Raw genomic sequence first — 15,866 nt, 5'->3', positions numbered from 1 at the left:
CCTGCCATGACATCCACTTTTTCCGCCCCCAAAGATTTTTCCCTGGAACTGCGCGACATCATATTTGCCTACCCAAGCCGCCCCATGCTCTTGGACAAGATCAGCCTGCGCATGGACACGAACAGCCGTATCGGGCTTATCGGCTCCAACGGCACAGGCAAAACAACCCTGGCGCGCATTGCCCTTGGCCTGGAAACCCCTACCCAAGGACAGGTCTTCTTTATGGGCGCGCCAGTCTCGGCGCACACCAACGCTGCCGACTTCAGCAAGGTGCGCGAAAGGGTGGGCTACCTGTTCCAGAACCCGGACGACCAGCTCTTTTGCCCCACCGTGCTGGAAGACGTGGCCTTTGGGCCGCTCAACCAGGGGCTTTCCCCGGAAAATGCCCGGATAACGGCCAGCCGCACCCTTACCGCGCTGGGCCTGGATGGCTTTGAAGGACGCGTTACCCACAAACTTTCCGGCGGCGAAAAAAAACTCGTGGCCCTGGCCTCCATCATGTCCATGCTGCCCAGCGCGCTGATTCTGGACGAGCCCACCAACGACCTGGACCCCGAGACCAGAACCCGCCTTATCCGCATACTGGGCGAATGGCCGGGCAGCCTGCTGGTCATCTCCCACGACTGGGACTTCCTGACCCAGGTGACCAACACCGTCATGGCCCTGGAAAACGGCAAACTGCGGCAGGAAGACGGCGAGTTCTTCCACCAGCACCGCCATATCCACCCCCACGGCGATGTGCCGCATACGCATGAAGGGTAAAGAGAAGAATGGCTCCGCCAGCCAGGAGGCAACGGCCTCCTGGACCTGCGAGCTATGTACGAAGAATCCCGCCCCAGCGAAACGCCGGGGCGGGATTTTTCGTACATGAGTGGGAAAAAATTTTTAATGTTTGAAGTGTCATCCACAAAAAAAGCTTCCGAAAGGTCAGCCCTACTCGACAGGCGGCTCAAAAAGGTGCGAGAGCAAGGCGCGAGCATTTCCACGAGCGAGGACAGTATAAATAATACGGCCCGCGAAGTGGAAACGCGCTGCAACGCCCCTATCGCGCTTTTTTCAGCCGCCTGAGGTTGTAGACTGAATATGTTTAGGATAATCTACCCCCCTCAAACTATCAGCCCGGCTGTTCCGCCCCCCCGTCACAGCCTGGAACGCAAGGAGTTCGCGCAGATGCTCAATATTCTCTGGCTGGCCATATGCTACATGCTCGGCGCCGTTCCCTTCGGACTCGTGGTGGCCAAAGTAACCTGCGGCATTGATCCACGCGAAGCAGGCAGCCGAAACATCGGCACCACCAACGTGGCCCGTCTGTGCGGCACGCAATACGGCATTCTGGTGCTGGCTCTGGACATCCTTAAAGGCACGCTGCCCGTTATGGTGGCCGCCAACATGAGCGACAGCTGGTTCTTTGTGGGCCTGTGCGCCCTGGCCTGCGTTCTGGGGCATATGTATTCGTGCTGGCTTGGATTCACCGGCGGCAAGGGCTTTGCCACCATGATCGGCGCATTTCTTCCCCTGGCCTTCTGGCCCATCCTCTTTTCGGTTATTCTCTGCGTTGTAACCATTGCGGCCAGCGGCTACGTCTCCCTTGGCGCGCTCATGTTCGGCGCCTGCCTGCCCATTTTCCTGATCCTGTCCGGCAATTTCGGCATCGCCCTTTTCGCCTTTATCGCCACCTTTCTGCTGTACTGGAAACACCGGGAAAACATAGACCGGCTGGCCGAGGGCAGGGAAAACCCCTGGCGCAAAAAAAGCTGAACAGCCCCTGGCCAACGGCGGCAAAACGCCCGGCATAAACCCCACAGGCGCAACGCTCCCTTCCGTCCTTTCGGCTCAAATTCCGCTGCCGCAGGCAACGCGGTAGGGAACGCCCGGACTTTTACGGCTCAAACAACGCACCCTCCCCGAGGAAACCATGCCGATCCCGGTTGTTCTTCAGCATTGTCCCGAATACGCCGATCCCCAATTGGAACGGATGATCGACGACATGCTGTACGCGTCCGGCTTTTTCCCAGCCACGGGAATGCGCGTGCTGGTCAAGCCGAACATGGTGGGCGCGCGCAATGCCGAGATTTCCAATACCCATCCCCTTTTTGTGCGCCAGGTCTGCCGCGTGCTCCTCAAATACGGGGCAAAAGTGACAGTGGGCGATTCCCCGTCGTTCGGGACCGCCCTTTCCGTTGCCCGACGCAGCGGCCTTGCCAAAGCTCTGCAAGACCTGCCCGTGCGGCTCATCAGCCTGGGACGGCCGCGTACCATCCGCCTGCCCGGCGGGGTTTCCATAGGCATTTCCCGCGACGCCCTGGAAGCCGACGCCATAGTCAACCTGCCCAAGCTCAAGGTCCACAACCAGATGCGCATCAGCGCGGCGGTAAAAAACCTGTTCGGCTGCGTGTGCGGCCCGCGCAAGGCCCTGGCTCACTACCGCCACGGCGACGAGGGCAACAGATTCCCCCGCATGATTCTGGACATTGCGGAACTCGTTCCCGCCCAGCTCCATATTGTGGACGGCATCCGCGCCATGCACATCAAAGGCCCCATCTGGGGAGAATCCCACCCCCTGAATCTGGTGGCCGCTTCCACAAACATGCATGCCCTGGACGCCACCCTGTACAATGCCCTGGGGCTGGTGCCCACGGACGTGCCCCTTTGGCATTTGGCCCTTTCCATGGGCAGGCCCGGCGCGGACCTCGGCGGCGTGTATTTCCCGGAAAAAACCCCGCAGGACGTGGATGTTTCGGGCTTTGTGATACCCGCAGAACTCAACCCGGAAACCTTCGCGCCCCAGCGGCTGCTCAAGGGGCGGTTGAAAAGCCTGTGGCAGAGATTTTTCTGAACCCGATTCTGTTCCAGACTACGGGCCCTTGCTGACCGATCATGTCAGTTGATACCAGGCGGCCGGTCGGATTGACGCCCGCAAACACGAAACGATACATTACCGGTGCAACCAGAGGAACATCATGCAGCACATCATCCGCCGTCGTTTCATTATTGCCGGACAAGTGCAGGGGGTCGGCTTCCGCCCGTTCGTCTTCCGCATTGCCCATGAACGCCAACTGACCGGTACGGTCTGCAACGCGCCCGAAGGCGTGGTCCTGGAAGTCCAGGGACCGCCCGAGGCCACCGACGGCTTTGGCCGCGACCTCACGGACAAGCTGCCGCCCCTGGCCCGCATCACCAGCCTGGAACAGAGCGACGTCGAGACCGTGGACGGCGAGGAAATCTTCGCCATCCTGGCCAGCAGCGCAGGGCAAGGGCACAACGTGCTCATCTCGCCAGATACGGCCACCTGCGACGACTGCCTGGCCGACATGCGCGACCCGGCCAACCCACGCTACCGCTACCCCTTTACCAACTGCACCAACTGCGGCCCGCGCTACACCATCACCCGCTCCATTCCCTACGACCGCGAAAAGACCTCCATGGCCTGTTTTCCGCTCTGCCCGGTCTGCCGGGAGGAATACGAAAACCCGCTGGACCGCCGCTTCCATGCCCAGCCCAACGCCTGCCCCGAATGCGGCCCCAAGGTCTGGCTCTGCGCGCCGAGTGACGAGCAGACCGCGCTCGATAACGAACAGACCGCGCCCGATACCCAAAGGCTGGTGGAAAACGATGCGGCCATTCTCCGTATTGCCGAGCTGCTGGCCCAGGGACGCATAGCCGCCATCAAAGGATTGGGCGGCTTTCATCTGGCCGTGGACGCCTGCAACGGGCAGGCCGTGGAACGATTGCGGGAACGCAAGAACCGCAAGGGCAAACCCCTGGCCGTGATGGTGCCGGACCTGGAAACAGCCCGGCAGTTCGCCCATATTTCCCCGGCGGAAGAGAAATGGCTCACGGGCAACAAGCGGCCCATCATGCTGCTGCGCAAGAAATCCGGCACGCCATTGGCCCAAGGTATCTCGCCGGACAATGAATTTTTCGGGGTCATGCTGCCCTACACCCCGCTGCACCATGTACTTTTCGAGCACTACCGCGCCCGCACCCAGGGGCCGCCCGCCCTGGTTATGACCTCGGGCAACTCCAGCAGCGCGCCCATTGCCATTGGCAACCGCGAGGCCCTGCAACGGCTGGGCGGGATTGCCGACGTTTTCCTGCTGCACAACCGCGACATCCTCATCCGCACGGACGACTCGGTCATGCGCATTCTGCCCGCCGCAGAAACCGAAGACGGCACGCCCCAGATGTTCCGCCGGGCGCGCGGCTTCACCCCCTCGCCCGTGTTTCTCGCCCAAAAGGGCGCCTGCGTCTTCGGCACCGGGCCGGAGCTGAAGAACACCATGTGCTACAGCAAGGGCGACCAGGCCTTTGTAAGCCAGCACATCGGCGACATGGAGAACCTGGAAACCTACGGATTTTACAAGGAAATCGCGGCTCATTTGCAGGACATCCTGCAGGTGACGCCCGAACTGCTGGTGCACGACCTGCACCCCGACTACATGACCACCCCGTATGCGGCCCAGCGCAGCCGGGAGGAAAACATCCCCATGGTCGGGCTGCAGCACCACTACGCGCACATCCATTCCGTGGCCGCGGAAAACAAACACCAGGGGCCGCTCATCGGCCTTGCTCTGGACGGCACGGGCTATGGCGAAGACGCAACCCTGTGGGGCGGCGAGTGTTTGTATGTGGACACCCGCACCCTGGAGCACCGGCGGCTGGCCCATTTTACCCCCGTGCCCCTGCCTGGAGGCGAGGCTGCCATACGCAATCCCTGGCGCATTGCCCAGGCCATGCTGCGCGCCTGCGGCATGGAACTCCCGCCGGACAAAACACCCTGGCTCCCTGCACAGACCCAGGCCGCCAACATGGTGGAACAGATGCTGGAACGCGGGGTCAACTGCCCGCTCTCCTCAAGCTGCGGTCGGCTGTTCGATGCCGTGGCCGCCCTGCTGGGCATCTGCCTGGAGGTGAGCTACGAAGGGCAGGCCGCCATCCGTCTGGAAGCCGCCCAGGACATGAATGCACAGGGCCGGTACGAGTGCACCTTTACTTCCAGTGACGGAGCGCCTGTCCTGTTCGACACCCTGCACCTGTTTGCCCAGGCCGCCCGCGACCACATGGACGGTGTGGCTCCCGGCGTCATCAGCCGAAAATTTCACGCCGGGCTGGTCTTTGGTCTGGCCGAGCTGGCCGCCTCTATGGCCGAGCAGACCGGCACCAAAGTGGTTGGGCTTTCCGGCGGGGTCATGCAAAACAAGACCCTGAGCCTGGAACTTCCGGCCGCGCTTAAGCAGCGCGGGCTGACCGCGCTGACACACACCGAGCTGCCGCCCAACGACGGCTGCATCAGCCTGGGGCAGGTGGCCTACGGCATGCGGCTGCTGGCGCTGCAAGCCGAAGCAGGCTGATACCCGAGGCAAAGACACATCCCCGCACCGACTGCGCCGCCACAGGCTGTTTTACTCCATGGGGTATTTCAGCCTTGACCGGCCATTCTCTGCGGACGCACAATCCGTTTTGCACATTCAATTCCATATGGAGGAATTTTCATGAGTTGCGTTGTAACATTCACTATTTTTCCCCTGGACCCCCAAGACAAGGAATCGCTTGCCCCCTATGTGGCCCGCGCCCTGCGCATCATCAAGGATTCCGGGCTTCCCTACGAGCTGGGAGCCATGGGGACGGTCATGGAAGGCGAATTCGACGAAGTGATGGATGTCGTCCGCCGCTGCCACGACGAGCTGCGTAAGGACTGCGACCGGGTTTACATGACCATGGCCGTGGATTCCAAGAAAAGTGACGGAGGCCGCATGGTCCAAAAGGTCAAAAGCGTCGGAGACATTTTGGAATGAGTGGAATGAGTGACATGAGTGCTTCCCCCGAAATGATACGGACAGTCTGGAACGATATCGACGCGGTCCGCAAGCAGGGCCCCATGGTGGTGAACGTCACCAACTACGTGGTCACCAACAACACGGCCAACGCCCTGCTGGCCCTTGGCGCATCCCCGGCCATGAACCACGTGGCCGAAGACCTGCCCGGCCTCATGGACCTGGCCCAGGCCCTGGTCATCAACCTTGGCACCCTTGCCCCGGAATATGTGGAAGGCATGCGGGTGGCCATGGACATTGCCGTCAAACAGAACAAGCCCATTGCATTGGACCCTGTCGCCGCCGGGGTCAACGACCTGCGCACCGGTCTGGCCCGCGAATTTCTGGAAAAATACCGGCCCGCCATACTCCGGGGAAATGCGTCGGAGATTATGGCCGTGGCCGGAGAACAGGGCCGCCCCAAGGGCGTGGACTCGCTCAATAGCGTGGAAGAGGCCGGAGAAGCCGCCCGCGTGCTCAGCCGCAAACACGGCTGTGCCGTGGTGGTCAGCGGCGAGGTGGATCTTGTGGTCTACGGAAACAGGGAAGCCCGGCTGGCAGGCGGCTCGGACATGATGCCCAGAGTCACCGGCCTTGGCTGCACCTGCACCGCGCTGGCCGGAGCCATGGCCGCGGTCCAGCCCGACCCGTTCCTGGCTGCGGTTGATACCGCCGCGGTCATGGACATTGCCGGGGAAATGGCTGCCGAGGCCTCGCCCGGACCGGGCAGTCTGCAGCTGCACCTGTACAACGCATTGTATCTGATGGAAGAAAAAGACGTTGCCCAGCGGCTGAAGGTGGAACTTGCATGAACACGTTTGATCTTTCCGTATATCTGGTGACCGACCGCGACCTGTGCCTGGGCCGCAGCCTGGAGGACGTGGTGGCCGAGGCCGTGAAGGGCGGCTGCACCATGGTGCAGCTGCGGGAAAAACACGCCGCCACCGGTGAGTTTGTCGCGCTTGCCCGCGCCCTTGTCTCCCGTCTGGAACCGCTTGGCGTGCCCCTGCTGATCAACGACCGCCTGGACGTGGCCCTGGCCGCCGGAGCGCAAGGCGTGCACGTGGGCCAGAGCGACATGCCGGCGGAAGACGCCCGCCGTCTCATCGGCCCGGACCGGATTCTCGGCCTTTCCGTGGAAACGCCGGAAGAGCTGGCCGCTGCCCAGTCCATGCCCGTGGACTATCTGGGCATTGGCCCGGCCTACCCCACCAATACCAAAAAGGATGTGAAAGGCTCGCCCTGGGGACCGGACGGCCTGCGCCGCGCCGTGGCCCAATCGCGCATTCCCCTGGTGGCCATTGCCGGAATAAATCAGGAAAACGCCCAGGAAATCGCGACCTCCGGGGTGGACGGCGTGGCCGTGGTTTCGGCCATATGCTCGGCCCCGTCGCCGCGCGAGGCCGCAGCCCGGCTTGTTCGTGCCGTGGAAGCCGGGAAGCGGACGGCAGGCTGAAATTTCAATATGTTACAGAACCGGAGGAATACATGATCGCCAAACATACCAGCGAAGTGGAAGGCGTGCCGGTTAAAACGGCCACGTTCAACCAGAAGAATTTCGACGTGAAGGGCGTGACCATCCGCTGGCTGTCCAAGGTGGGACAGGACGCCAACGGCCAGCCGGAATACGGCCTGCGCCACTTTACCGTGGAGCCGGGCGGTGAAATTCCTGTACACAGCCACTTCTACCAGCAGACCATGTACATCGAGTCGGGCGAGTTCGAATGCTTTGGCGCAGACCCGGAAACCGGGGAAATTCTGGAATCGCGCCTCTGCAAACCGGGCGACTGGGTCTACACCGGAGCCGACGAACCGCACGGCATGCGCAATGCCAGCACAACCGAATCCGGAACCTTTTTGTGCTGCATCTGCAACGTCTACGACGCGCAGGACGCGATGTAGGCAAATGTTACGGCAGTAACGGCTGCCCTGTTTTGCCGGTGCAGCCGGAGCTTGTCTTTCCGCATTGCGGGACGGGAGAAAAAGACACAACGTCCGCATCCCCCGCCCCGCGCGCGCAATAACAAATACCTATTCTATGGTCAGTTTGGTGCGGTCGATAACACCCTTGCTGAGCATTTCCTGCACCTGCGCCACGTCCTTATCACCGCGGCCGGACAGGTTGACCAGGATGATCTTGTCCTTGTCCAGCTTCGGAGCCAGGCGGATGGCCTGGGCCAGTGCGTGCGCGGATTCCAGCGCGGGAATGATGCCCTCGCATTCGGACAGCATGAAGAAAGCGGCCAGTGCGTCCTTATCGCTGGCCATGACGTATTCGGCCCGGCCCAGGTCCTTGAGCAGGCTGTGTTCCGGCCCCACGCTGGGATAATCCAGCCCTGCGGAAATGGAGTACACGGGCGCGGGTTCGCCCTTGTCGTCCTGCAGCATGTAGGAGTTGAAACCGTGCATCACGCCGGGCTTGCCCAGGCTCAAAGAGGCCGCGTGATCGCCCACGGCCAGTCCGCGGCCCGACGGTTCCACGCCCTGCAGTTTTACCTCGGCATCGTCCACAAAACCGGAAAACATGCCGATGGCATTGGAACCTCCGCCCACGCAGGCCATGACATAATCGGGCAGCCTGCTTTCCAGCTCCAGAATCTGCTCGCGGGATTCCGTGCCGATCACCGACTGAAAGTGGCGCACCATCATGGGATACGGGTGCGGGCCAACGGCCGACCCCAGCAGATAAAACGTGTTCTCGGCATCGGCCACCCAGGCGCCCAGCGCCTCGTCCACGGCTTCCTTGAGCGTGCACTGGCCGCTGGTAGCCGGAACCACCTTGGCGCCCATCATTTCCATACGAAAGACGTTGAGCTGCTGCCGCCGCACGTCCTCCGCGCCCATGTAGACCACGCAATCCATGCCCATGAGCGCACAGGTCGCTGCCGTGGCAACGCCGTGCTGGCCTGCACCGGTTTCGGCTATGACCTTTTTCTTGCCCATGCGCTTGGCCAGCAGGATCTGGCCGATGGTGTTGTTCACCTTGTGCGCGCCCAAGTGATTGAGGTCTTCGCGTTTGAGATAGATTTTTGCGCCGCCCAGCCGTGCGGTAAGGTTTTCGCACAGGTACAGCGGAGTGGGACGCCCGGAATATTGCTTCAGATAATAGGAAAATTCTCGGTTGAACTCGGGATCGTCCTTGTATTTGGCAAAGACGTCGGCCAGTTCGTTGACAATGGGCAGGATTTCAGGGGGCAGATATTGTCCGCCGTACTCGCCGAAAAAACCTTTGGAATCGGGAAGGGTTGTCATTGCGCGTCTCCTTGTGCGCAGCGACCTCCGGCGCGGACAAAAAGAAAACCGCGCCAGCTTTCGCTGCCGCGGTTATGTTGGTCTGTATAGTTCTCCACCAGGGAGGAATACTTATGCCACAAAAACACCCCGCGGCCTGTTGCTCCAGGACCGCCACCAAAACCAACCGGTGGAAAGAAGGGTGTTCACGTTTTGCATAACGCGTTTATTGGCACGCCATATTGCGGTCTGTCAAGCCTCCGCAAGGCCTGCCGCACAACAATATTCGGCGAACCGCCCCCTAACGGACATGTTTCCCAACCCATTTTTTCATACGGAAACACGCACAAGCAAACGCATTGAAACATCCAGCCCGCGTTGACAGAAAAGCCCCCGGCTGGGTATATATTTTCGGTATTAACCTGCGGCTTCGGCCCGTATTTCCCAAATAGAAAATTACCGACAAGGGAGTTCATAATGCCACTCGTTTCTCCAAAAGAAATGTTTGCCAAAGCGTATGCCGGCAAATTCGCCATCGGCGCTTTCAATGTGAATAATATGGAAATCATCCAAGGCATCATGGAAGCCGGGCAGGAGGAACGCTCTCCCCTCATCCTCCAGGTCTCTGCCGGAGCGCGCAAGTACGCCGGGCAGAACTATATCGTGAAGCTCATGGAAGCCGCCACGGAAAGCAGCGACCTGCCCGTTGTCCTGCACCTGGACCATGGCAAGGATTTCACCATCTGCAAGGAAGTCATCGACGGCGGTTTCACCTCGGTGATGATCGACGGCTCCAGCCATTCCTTTGAGGACAACATCCGCGTAACCAAGGAAGTGGTGGACTATGCCCACGAGCACGGCGTGTGGGTGGAGGCCGAACTGGGCGTTCTGGCCGGAGTTGAAGAAGACGTCAGTGCCGATGACCACATCTATACAAATCCCGACCAGGCAGTCGAATTCGTGGAACGCACGGGCTGCGACTCCCTGGCTATCGCCATCGGCACCAGCCACGGCGCATACAAGTTTACGGGCGAGGCACGGCTAGACTTCGACCGCCTGGAAAAAATCTCCAACATGCTGCCCCAGTACCCCCTGGTGCTGCACGGCGCGTCCAGCGTGCTCCAGGAATTCGTGCACATGTGCAACGAATACGGCGGAGACATCGGCAGCGCCCAGGGCGTTCCCGAAGAGCTGCTGCGCAAGGCCGCCACGTTTGGCGTGTGCAAGATCAACATCGATACCGACATCCGCCTGGCAATGACCGCCGTGGTCCGCAAGTATCTGCAGGAAAATCCGGCAGCGTTCGATCCTCGCTCCTACCTGGGTGCGGCCCGCACCGCGGTGAAAGACATGGTACAGCACAAGATTAAGAACGTATTGGGCAGTTCCAACGCCGCCTAACCCCTCAGGGTGGTGCAAAAGGCACGCTGACGTCGTTGCTTCGAAGAACTCAAATCCTCGCGTATCAGGAAATACGCGTCGGCCTTGAGTTCCCCTCACGCCTCGTCTTCGCACCATTTGCACCACCCTGCCGGCCCCAATCTTTCGGCATTCTGAAAAGATAACAGAAGCCGACCTGACAGATCACCCAATCCCCGCTGACTTCGTTATTTAAGCGGGCCCAAATCCAGCGCATCAGGAAATATGCGTCGGCCTTGAGTCACCCTCATGCCTTGTCTTCGCACCTTTTGCGCTCTGCCGTACAAACGTTCACAATTCTTTGATTTTTCTTTCTTTTCCCCCACCAACCCAATTCCGCAGGCAGTTCAAAAAGGTTCGAGAGCAAGACGCCAGGAAAATTCAGTCACGACGTGTACTCTTATGTACACGAGGGATCTGAATTTTTCGCAGCAACGAAGCTATCGGGCATTTTTCAGCTGCCTGAGCCCCCAAGCATTTTTGAACTGCCGACCCCAAAACTCATTTTTCTAACTCCACATCCATGGCCCGCCCACTTTCAGCCCCCCGCCCGGCAAGGCATACACCGCAACGCTTTTCAAGATTTTGCAGCATGGGGCGCCAGAAAATACGACCTGCTTTTTTTTTATTTCCTTCCGCATATTGTCCGGCATTGCTTCACATCCATCAAATTTGCTATTATCAGCTTGGGCGGGCGTAAATATCCCTTAAAAAGAGGATCACTTTCTGACCGGAGTGCGCCCAACCACCTTTGCTGTACTGGCGATACGGCATCCCTCGGCATGGCGGACAACTTGCTTCTGCTCGTGGTCTTTTTGCCTTGCCAATGGGATGACCGACTCTCTTATTTACTCTAACATTCTGTATTTCCAAACAATCGGGGGAAATCATGACTGTCAGACTAGGTCTCAACGGCTGGGGGCGCATTGGCCGCTATCTGGCCCGCATCATTGGAGAGGCAGGCGAATTGGAGCTGGCGACCATCAACGCCCGGGCATCCAACGCCGACCTTGCCTACCTGTTGAAATACGATTCCGTGCACGGGACCTACCCGGGTGAAGTAGGTCACGATGATGACGGAATCATCATCAACGGCAACCATGTCCAGGTTACGCGCAATGCGCCCGACGAATGGGACTGGGGCAAGCAGGGATGCGATCTGGTTATCGAATCCACAGGCAAATTCAACGACCGTCAATCCTGTGAAAAGCATCTGGCCTGCGGAGCAAAAAAAGTCATTATCTCGGCTCCGGCCAAAGATCCGGACCTGACGGTGGTTATGGGTGTCAACCACGACAAGTACGACCCCGCCAGCCACAAGATCATCTCCAATGCATCCTGTACCACCAACTGCCTGGCTCCTGTGGCCAAGGTGCTCAACGAGACCTTCGGCCTCAAATACGGCACCATGACCACCATCCACTCCTACACCATGAGCCAGCGCGTGCTGGACGGGTCGCACAAGGACATCCGCCGGGGCAGGGCCTGCGCCCTGAACATGCTGCCCACCACCACGGGCGCAGCCAGGGCCGTGGGGCTGGTACTGCCGGAACTGGAAGGCAAGCTGGACGGTATTTCCGTACGCGTGCCCACGGCCGATGGTTCCCTCATAGATCTGGTGGCCGAACTGGGCCGCGAGACCACGGTAGAGGAAATCAACGCGGCCATGAAGAACGCAGCCAACGAGAACATGGGTTACACCGAGATTCCGCTGGTTTCGACCGACTACATCGGCGACACCCACGGAGGTGTGGTTGACGGACTGTGTACTTCCGTGAAGAATGGAACCCAGGTAAAAATGATCATCTGGTACGATAATGAATCCAGCTTCACCTGGCAGCTTCTGCGGCTTATCCGCAAGGTTGCGGCCAGCATATAGCTATCCCGGCCGCCGGACATTCCCCATATGTCCGGCGGCCATCACGGCAAAGCCAAAAGCAGCCGGCGGTCTCTACGGGGCTGCACCCGCACCGCCACACGGAGCAAATTCATGAGCATCAAATTCTTCGGTCTCTCCACCTGCATCCACTGCAAAAAAGCGCGCCAACTTCTGGAAGAATGCAACGCCGACTTCGACTGCACCTACGTGGACCAGCTCACCGGCGAGGAACGCCAGAACTGCATCGAGGAACTCAAGCGCCACAACCCCGGTCTTTCCTTTCCCACCATCGTCTTTGAAAATGACGAAGTGGTCGTCGGCTTTGATGAACAGAAAATCCGCAACGCTCTGGACAAATAGCAATGGACGCCCAAACCCTGTACGAAAAGCTCAAGGACTTTCAGGAAAAAAAGGGATTTCATTTTAATCCCGACATGTCCTACACCATGCCGCTCCTGGAAAGCCTGCTGACCAACAAGGAGCGGTACGGCTACATGGCCTGCCCCTGCCGGTTGGCCTCGGGAGACTACGAACAGGACCGGGACATTCTCTGTCCCTGCGAATACCGCGACGCCGATGTGCAAGAATTCGGGGCCTGCTTCTGCGCCCTGTACGTTTCCAAGGAGTGGCTCGACGGGACAATCGAAAAAGTGACCGTGCCCGAACGCCGTCCGCCGGAAAAACTTCTGGCCGCACTGGGCATGGGCGACTAGGCCAAGCAAACGTCCGGACTTCCGGCCTGCTGCGTTTCGGTTCCGCCTGCGTTTCCGTTCCGGGAATGAACCCGCTTTGCCAGTCTGGTTCGCCGCGAATGGGAAAGACGGGACGGGGATAGTCTTATTCTTTTCACGCAACAGGTGCCCACGCTATGCAAGGCCTTCCTTTTTTTCTGGTCATTCTCTCCGCAATCGCGCACGGCTACTGGAATTTTCTGTTCAAGCAGGCCCACGATAAAAACGCCTTTCTTGGCCTGAGCAAAGCCCTTGAACCGATCATCTACGCCGTGCCGTTTGCCGTTGCCCTGTATGTATGGGGCATGGCCCCCGGCAATCTCTGGTACGTGGCCGTGGGCGCGTTCCTCTCCATTGCCAACTACGTCTGCCTGGCCCGGAGCTACAAGCTGCTGGACCTGACCATTGCCTACCCGGTGTCGCGCTCCAGCACGATATTCCTCCCATTTCTGGCTCTGCTCTTTTTCGGTGAGCGCATCGACATGGTGGGCTGGCTTTCGGTTATCGCTGCCACGCTCGGCGTGTTCGTCATCCCCCTGGACAGCTTCCACATTCCCCGCTCCAGAAAGGGGCACACTTGCAGCAATGCATCCGGAGCCTCCATACCCGGCTGGGGCCTTTTTCTGGCGCTGCTGGCGGCCTTTTTCGTGGCGCTCTACACCCTGTGGGGCAAGGAGGCCATTGGGCACCTGCACCCCTTCATATACATGTACTGCTACACGCTGGCCTCCAACCTCTACTTTCTGCCCCTGCTGAAAAAGCTGGACCCCGCCGTGGTCCGGGCCGAGTGGCAGGCCAACAAATGGCGCATCATTGCGGTCTCGGTTCTGAACACCCTCTCCTTCGTGCTCATCCTCTTTGCCCTGTCCCTGGGCAAGGTCAGCTATGTGGGCGTACTGCGCCAGACCAGCCTGGTGGTGGGCGCAGGCCTGGGCTGGATGGTTCTGCGCGAACGCTTTGCCCCGCCCCGCGTTCTGGGCGTCGGGCTCATCATTGCCGGAGCCTGTCTGGCCTATTTCGCATCCTGATTCCAAGACCAGTCCTTCTGACAGCAGACCATACAAGGAACGTGGTCTGCCCGCTTTTGGCTGGTACGGTTGGAGTCGCAAAACACCACCGGAACCTCGGCCAGGAGAACGCCGTGCCCTTGAATGCGGAAAAAAAGAAAGGAATGAAGAAAGCTGAGCCTGCCGGAGCTGGCACCGAATGGGGGAGCATGGGCCGTGGCTGCAAGGGAAACCTGCCAGCTTCTTGCAGTATCTGAAAGATGAGGCTTTCACTGAATCGGGATTTCCGTACATGGCGCGGCCCCTTCTGGGGCGTTTGCCGAAAATCTCTCTGTTTTGCGGGGTGGATTATGCGGGCGGGCTACACTGCAAACGAACTTTTCCCAAAGCTGTCTCAACCGAACTTATCCACAGTGCCCTTTCTCGATCTGTTTGAGGTACCGATAGAGCGTAGGCTCTGAAATTTCCAGTTTATCCGCCACCTTGGCAACAAACCCCTTGATCAAGAATATCCCGGCCTTGTCCATTTTCTGGATAATCCTGAGTTTTTCCTCGCTGCTCATGTGGCGTATTATGCCAGGGTATTCCAGAAGGATTTCCTCCATCCGGTTTTCCCCATAGCTCTGTATGTCACAATTGAATGATTCTTCATCCTGAGCAGAATGCCCGTTCACAAGGAAGCCATCCAAAATCTTTTTGATTTGATAGATGGGGGTTTCATCAATGTTCATACAAAGCATGGCACTTGGCTTTTCTGTTTCCGGATCGTGAAGCAGCAAAGTGGAGCTTCGCAGCTTTTTCCCATTCTGGGCAATCCCGACATAATTCACTTCGTATGGATTTTTGGTGTTCCCGCTATGCTTTTTCAATATGGACAGCGCTTTTCCCGTAGCTGATGAGCCAAGAACACGGCCCGTAACATGACCATTTCGGATAGCGACTACGGAATTCTCAATAGAACCATCTGATATATCATGGAAAACAATCTCGTAATTTTTTCCCAGGACCTGATTCAAAAAATCCATCAATACATCATGGTCTATATGTATGATCATACTTATGCGCCATTTCTTTATGTGTCTGAGTGCAACACGTTTTTGATCTGTTGTTTAAGCAAAATGCTCAATTTTTGATGATAGCGTAGCTGAAATAAAGGATCAAGCTATGGGAACTCGCGTTGGAGCTGGCTGCCAATGAGCGGGATCCGATATTTTTTTTGCACCTCCCTCCGGAATATGTCTTCTATTTCAGGCTGTTAGTTTTTAGAAAAAAAGACAAAAAAACCCTTTGACAATAATTTATCTAAACGTATAAAAAATTATCTCACGAAGAGATAATAATTTTTAATCAAAATTGAGAGGAATCATGCAGTTTGTGAGTACCGAAACCGCGCCCAAGGCTGTTGGCCCCTATAGCCAGGGAACCATAGAAAAAAATGTCATTTTCACATCCGGACAACTGCCCATAGACCCGGAAACAGGCGTGTTGGTCCAGGGAGATATTCAAAAGGCCACCCTGCAATCCCTAAAAAACGTCCTGTCCGTTGTTGAGGCAGGCGGAGGCAGCCTGGAAGACATCGCAAAGATCACCGTCTTTGTGACCAATATGAAAAACTTTCCTGCAATCAACGCCGTGTATTCGGACTTTTTCGGTGATCACAAGCCAGCCCGCTCTTTAGTCCAGGTGGCTGAACTGCCTTTGGGCGGTGAAATCGAAATCGAAGCAACTTGTATCATCTAGAAACACTTCTGCACTACCTGGTTGAGCGTGACACAAGACACATTGC

Annotated in this window: 16 protein-coding genes; 14 read left to right on the top strand and 2 right to left on the bottom strand. The window is 58.3% G+C overall.

The genetic code is table 11. The annotated features are described in order from the left end of the window. Positions 1–6: 6 nt before the first annotated feature. From ACI0FJ_RS14735 to ACI0FJ_RS14700, 8 genes are all read left to right on the top strand, one after another. Positions 7–762 carry an energy-coupling factor ABC transporter ATP-binding protein gene (locus ACI0FJ_RS14735; RefSeq protein WP_424304655.1) on the top strand — a complete coding sequence of 252 codons (756 nt, stop codon included), beginning with the start codon at positions 7–9 and terminating at the stop codon, positions 760–762. A gap of 321 nt (positions 763–1,083) precedes the next feature. After that, positions 1,084–1,758: a glycerol-3-phosphate 1-O-acyltransferase PlsY gene (gene plsY / locus ACI0FJ_RS14730; RefSeq protein WP_424304654.1), complete on the top strand. Its 675-nt coding sequence runs from the start codon at positions 1,084–1,086 to the stop codon at positions 1,756–1,758. Between the two features lie 157 nt (positions 1,759–1,915). Then, positions 1,916–2,836 carry a DUF362 domain-containing protein gene (locus tag ACI0FJ_RS14725; RefSeq protein WP_424304653.1) on the top strand — a complete coding sequence of 307 codons (921 nt, stop codon included), beginning with the start codon at positions 1,916–1,918 and terminating at the stop codon, positions 2,834–2,836. A gap of 124 nt (positions 2,837–2,960) precedes the next feature. Further along, positions 2,961–5,351, top strand: a complete 2,391-nt coding sequence (hypF, locus tag ACI0FJ_RS14720; protein WP_424304652.1) for a carbamoyltransferase HypF — start codon at positions 2,961–2,963, stop codon at positions 5,349–5,351. Between the two features lie 141 nt (positions 5,352–5,492). Further along, the gene (locus tag ACI0FJ_RS14715) at positions 5,493–5,795 is read left to right on the top strand and encodes an MTH1187 family thiamine-binding protein (protein WP_424304651.1); all 303 of its coding nucleotides are present in this window, start codon (positions 5,493–5,495) and stop codon (positions 5,793–5,795) included. After that, on the top strand, positions 5,792–6,625 hold the full coding sequence (gene thiM, locus ACI0FJ_RS14710; protein WP_424304650.1) for a hydroxyethylthiazole kinase: 834 nt from the start codon (positions 5,792–5,794) through the stop codon (positions 6,623–6,625). The genes ACI0FJ_RS14715 and thiM overlap by 4 nt, the downstream gene beginning before the upstream one ends. Then, positions 6,622–7,269, top strand: a complete 648-nt coding sequence (gene thiE, locus ACI0FJ_RS14705; RefSeq protein WP_424304649.1) for a thiamine phosphate synthase — start codon at positions 6,622–6,624, stop codon at positions 7,267–7,269. Before thiM ends, thiE begins: the two co-directional genes overlap by 4 nt. A 32-nt stretch (positions 7,270–7,301) precedes the next feature. Then, positions 7,302–7,715 carry a cupin domain-containing protein gene (locus ACI0FJ_RS14700; RefSeq protein ID WP_424304648.1) on the top strand — a complete coding sequence of 138 codons (414 nt, stop codon included), beginning with the start codon at positions 7,302–7,304 and terminating at the stop codon, positions 7,713–7,715. Between the two features lie 129 nt (positions 7,716–7,844). Here ACI0FJ_RS14700 and trpB read toward each other — a convergent pair whose 3' ends face one another. Then, on the bottom strand, positions 7,845–9,065 hold the full coding sequence (gene trpB / locus ACI0FJ_RS14695) for a tryptophan synthase subunit beta (protein WP_424304647.1): 1,221 nt from the start codon (positions 9,063–9,065) through the stop codon (positions 7,845–7,847). 456 nt (positions 9,066–9,521) lie between these two features. Between trpB and fba the strand changes: the two genes are divergently transcribed. From fba to ACI0FJ_RS14670, 5 genes are all read left to right on the top strand, one after another. Beyond that, positions 9,522–10,445, top strand: a complete 924-nt coding sequence (fba, locus tag ACI0FJ_RS14690; RefSeq protein ID WP_424304646.1) for a class II fructose-1,6-bisphosphate aldolase — start codon at positions 9,522–9,524, stop codon at positions 10,443–10,445. Positions 10,446–11,352: 907 nt separating this feature from the next. After that, a complete protein-coding gene (gap, locus tag ACI0FJ_RS14685) occupies positions 11,353–12,342 on the top strand; it encodes a type I glyceraldehyde-3-phosphate dehydrogenase (protein ID WP_424304645.1) in 990 nt (329 codons plus the stop codon). Between the two features lie 111 nt (positions 12,343–12,453). Beyond that, positions 12,454–12,702: a glutaredoxin family protein gene (locus tag ACI0FJ_RS14680; RefSeq protein WP_424304644.1), complete on the top strand. Its 249-nt coding sequence runs from the start codon at positions 12,454–12,456 to the stop codon at positions 12,700–12,702. Positions 12,703–12,704: 2 nt separating this feature from the next. Beyond that, entirely contained in the window at positions 12,705–13,055 is a 351-nt protein-coding gene (locus tag ACI0FJ_RS14675; RefSeq protein WP_424304643.1) for a ferredoxin-thioredoxin reductase catalytic domain-containing protein, read from the top strand. Positions 13,056–13,210: 155 nt separating this feature from the next. Further along, on the top strand, positions 13,211–14,101 hold the full coding sequence (locus tag ACI0FJ_RS14670) for an EamA family transporter (RefSeq protein WP_424304642.1): 891 nt from the start codon (positions 13,211–13,213) through the stop codon (positions 14,099–14,101). 383 nt (positions 14,102–14,484) lie between these two features. On the opposite strand, the gene ACI0FJ_RS14665 is transcribed toward ACI0FJ_RS14670, so the two are convergent. Next, on the bottom strand, positions 14,485–15,135 hold the full coding sequence (locus ACI0FJ_RS14665) for a helix-turn-helix transcriptional regulator (RefSeq protein ID WP_424304641.1): 651 nt from the start codon (positions 15,133–15,135) through the stop codon (positions 14,485–14,487). A 310-nt stretch (positions 15,136–15,445) separates the two neighbouring features. Here ACI0FJ_RS14665 and ACI0FJ_RS14660 point away from each other — a divergent pair, with 310 nt between their 5' ends. Then, a complete protein-coding gene (locus ACI0FJ_RS14660; RefSeq protein ID WP_424304640.1) occupies positions 15,446–15,820 on the top strand; it encodes a Rid family detoxifying hydrolase in 375 nt (124 codons plus the stop codon). Positions 15,821–15,866 lie beyond the last annotated feature (46 nt).

It is taken from the genome of Desulfovibrio sp. 7SRBS1 (assembly GCF_049723905.1).
In the GTDB taxonomy this organism is placed as follows: domain Bacteria; phylum Desulfobacterota; class Desulfovibrionia; order Desulfovibrionales; family Desulfovibrionaceae.
The sequence above is the reverse complement of the archived record's forward strand: the minus strand, read 5'-3'. Positions and strand labels throughout refer to the sequence as shown.

What these genes read in the sequence shown, in the direction of transcription:
- ACI0FJ_RS14735 (WP_424304655.1), top strand. Translation starts at nt 7, where the DNA reads ATGACATCCACTTTTTCCGCCCCCAAAGATTTTTCCCTGGAACTGCGC.
- plsY (WP_424304654.1), top strand. Translation starts at nt 1,084, where the DNA reads ATGTTTAGGATAATCTACCCCCCTCAAACTATCAGCCCGGCTGTTCCG.
- ACI0FJ_RS14725 (WP_424304653.1), top strand. Translation starts at nt 1,916, where the DNA reads ATGCCGATCCCGGTTGTTCTTCAGCATTGTCCCGAATACGCCGATCCC.
- hypF (WP_424304652.1), top strand. Translation starts at nt 2,961, where the DNA reads ATGCAGCACATCATCCGCCGTCGTTTCATTATTGCCGGACAAGTGCAG.
- ACI0FJ_RS14715 (WP_424304651.1), top strand. Translation starts at nt 5,493, where the DNA reads ATGAGTTGCGTTGTAACATTCACTATTTTTCCCCTGGACCCCCAAGAC.
- thiM (WP_424304650.1), top strand. Translation starts at nt 5,792, where the DNA reads ATGAGTGGAATGAGTGACATGAGTGCTTCCCCCGAAATGATACGGACA.
- thiE (WP_424304649.1), top strand. Translation starts at nt 6,622, where the DNA reads ATGAACACGTTTGATCTTTCCGTATATCTGGTGACCGACCGCGACCTG.
- ACI0FJ_RS14700 (WP_424304648.1), top strand. Translation starts at nt 7,302, where the DNA reads ATGATCGCCAAACATACCAGCGAAGTGGAAGGCGTGCCGGTTAAAACG.
- trpB (WP_424304647.1), bottom strand. Translation starts at nt 9,065, where the DNA reads ATGACAACCCTTCCCGATTCCAAAGGTTTTTTCGGCGAGTACGGCGGA.
- fba (WP_424304646.1), top strand. Translation starts at nt 9,522, where the DNA reads ATGCCACTCGTTTCTCCAAAAGAAATGTTTGCCAAAGCGTATGCCGGC.
- gap (WP_424304645.1), top strand. Translation starts at nt 11,353, where the DNA reads ATGACTGTCAGACTAGGTCTCAACGGCTGGGGGCGCATTGGCCGCTAT.
- ACI0FJ_RS14680 (WP_424304644.1), top strand. Translation starts at nt 12,454, where the DNA reads ATGAGCATCAAATTCTTCGGTCTCTCCACCTGCATCCACTGCAAAAAA.
- ACI0FJ_RS14675 (WP_424304643.1), top strand. Translation starts at nt 12,705, where the DNA reads ATGGACGCCCAAACCCTGTACGAAAAGCTCAAGGACTTTCAGGAAAAA.
- ACI0FJ_RS14670 (WP_424304642.1), top strand. Translation starts at nt 13,211, where the DNA reads ATGCAAGGCCTTCCTTTTTTTCTGGTCATTCTCTCCGCAATCGCGCAC.
- ACI0FJ_RS14665 (WP_424304641.1), bottom strand. Translation starts at nt 15,135, where the DNA reads ATGATCATACATATAGACCATGATGTATTGATGGATTTTTTGAATCAG.
- ACI0FJ_RS14660 (WP_424304640.1), top strand. Translation starts at nt 15,446, where the DNA reads ATGCAGTTTGTGAGTACCGAAACCGCGCCCAAGGCTGTTGGCCCCTAT.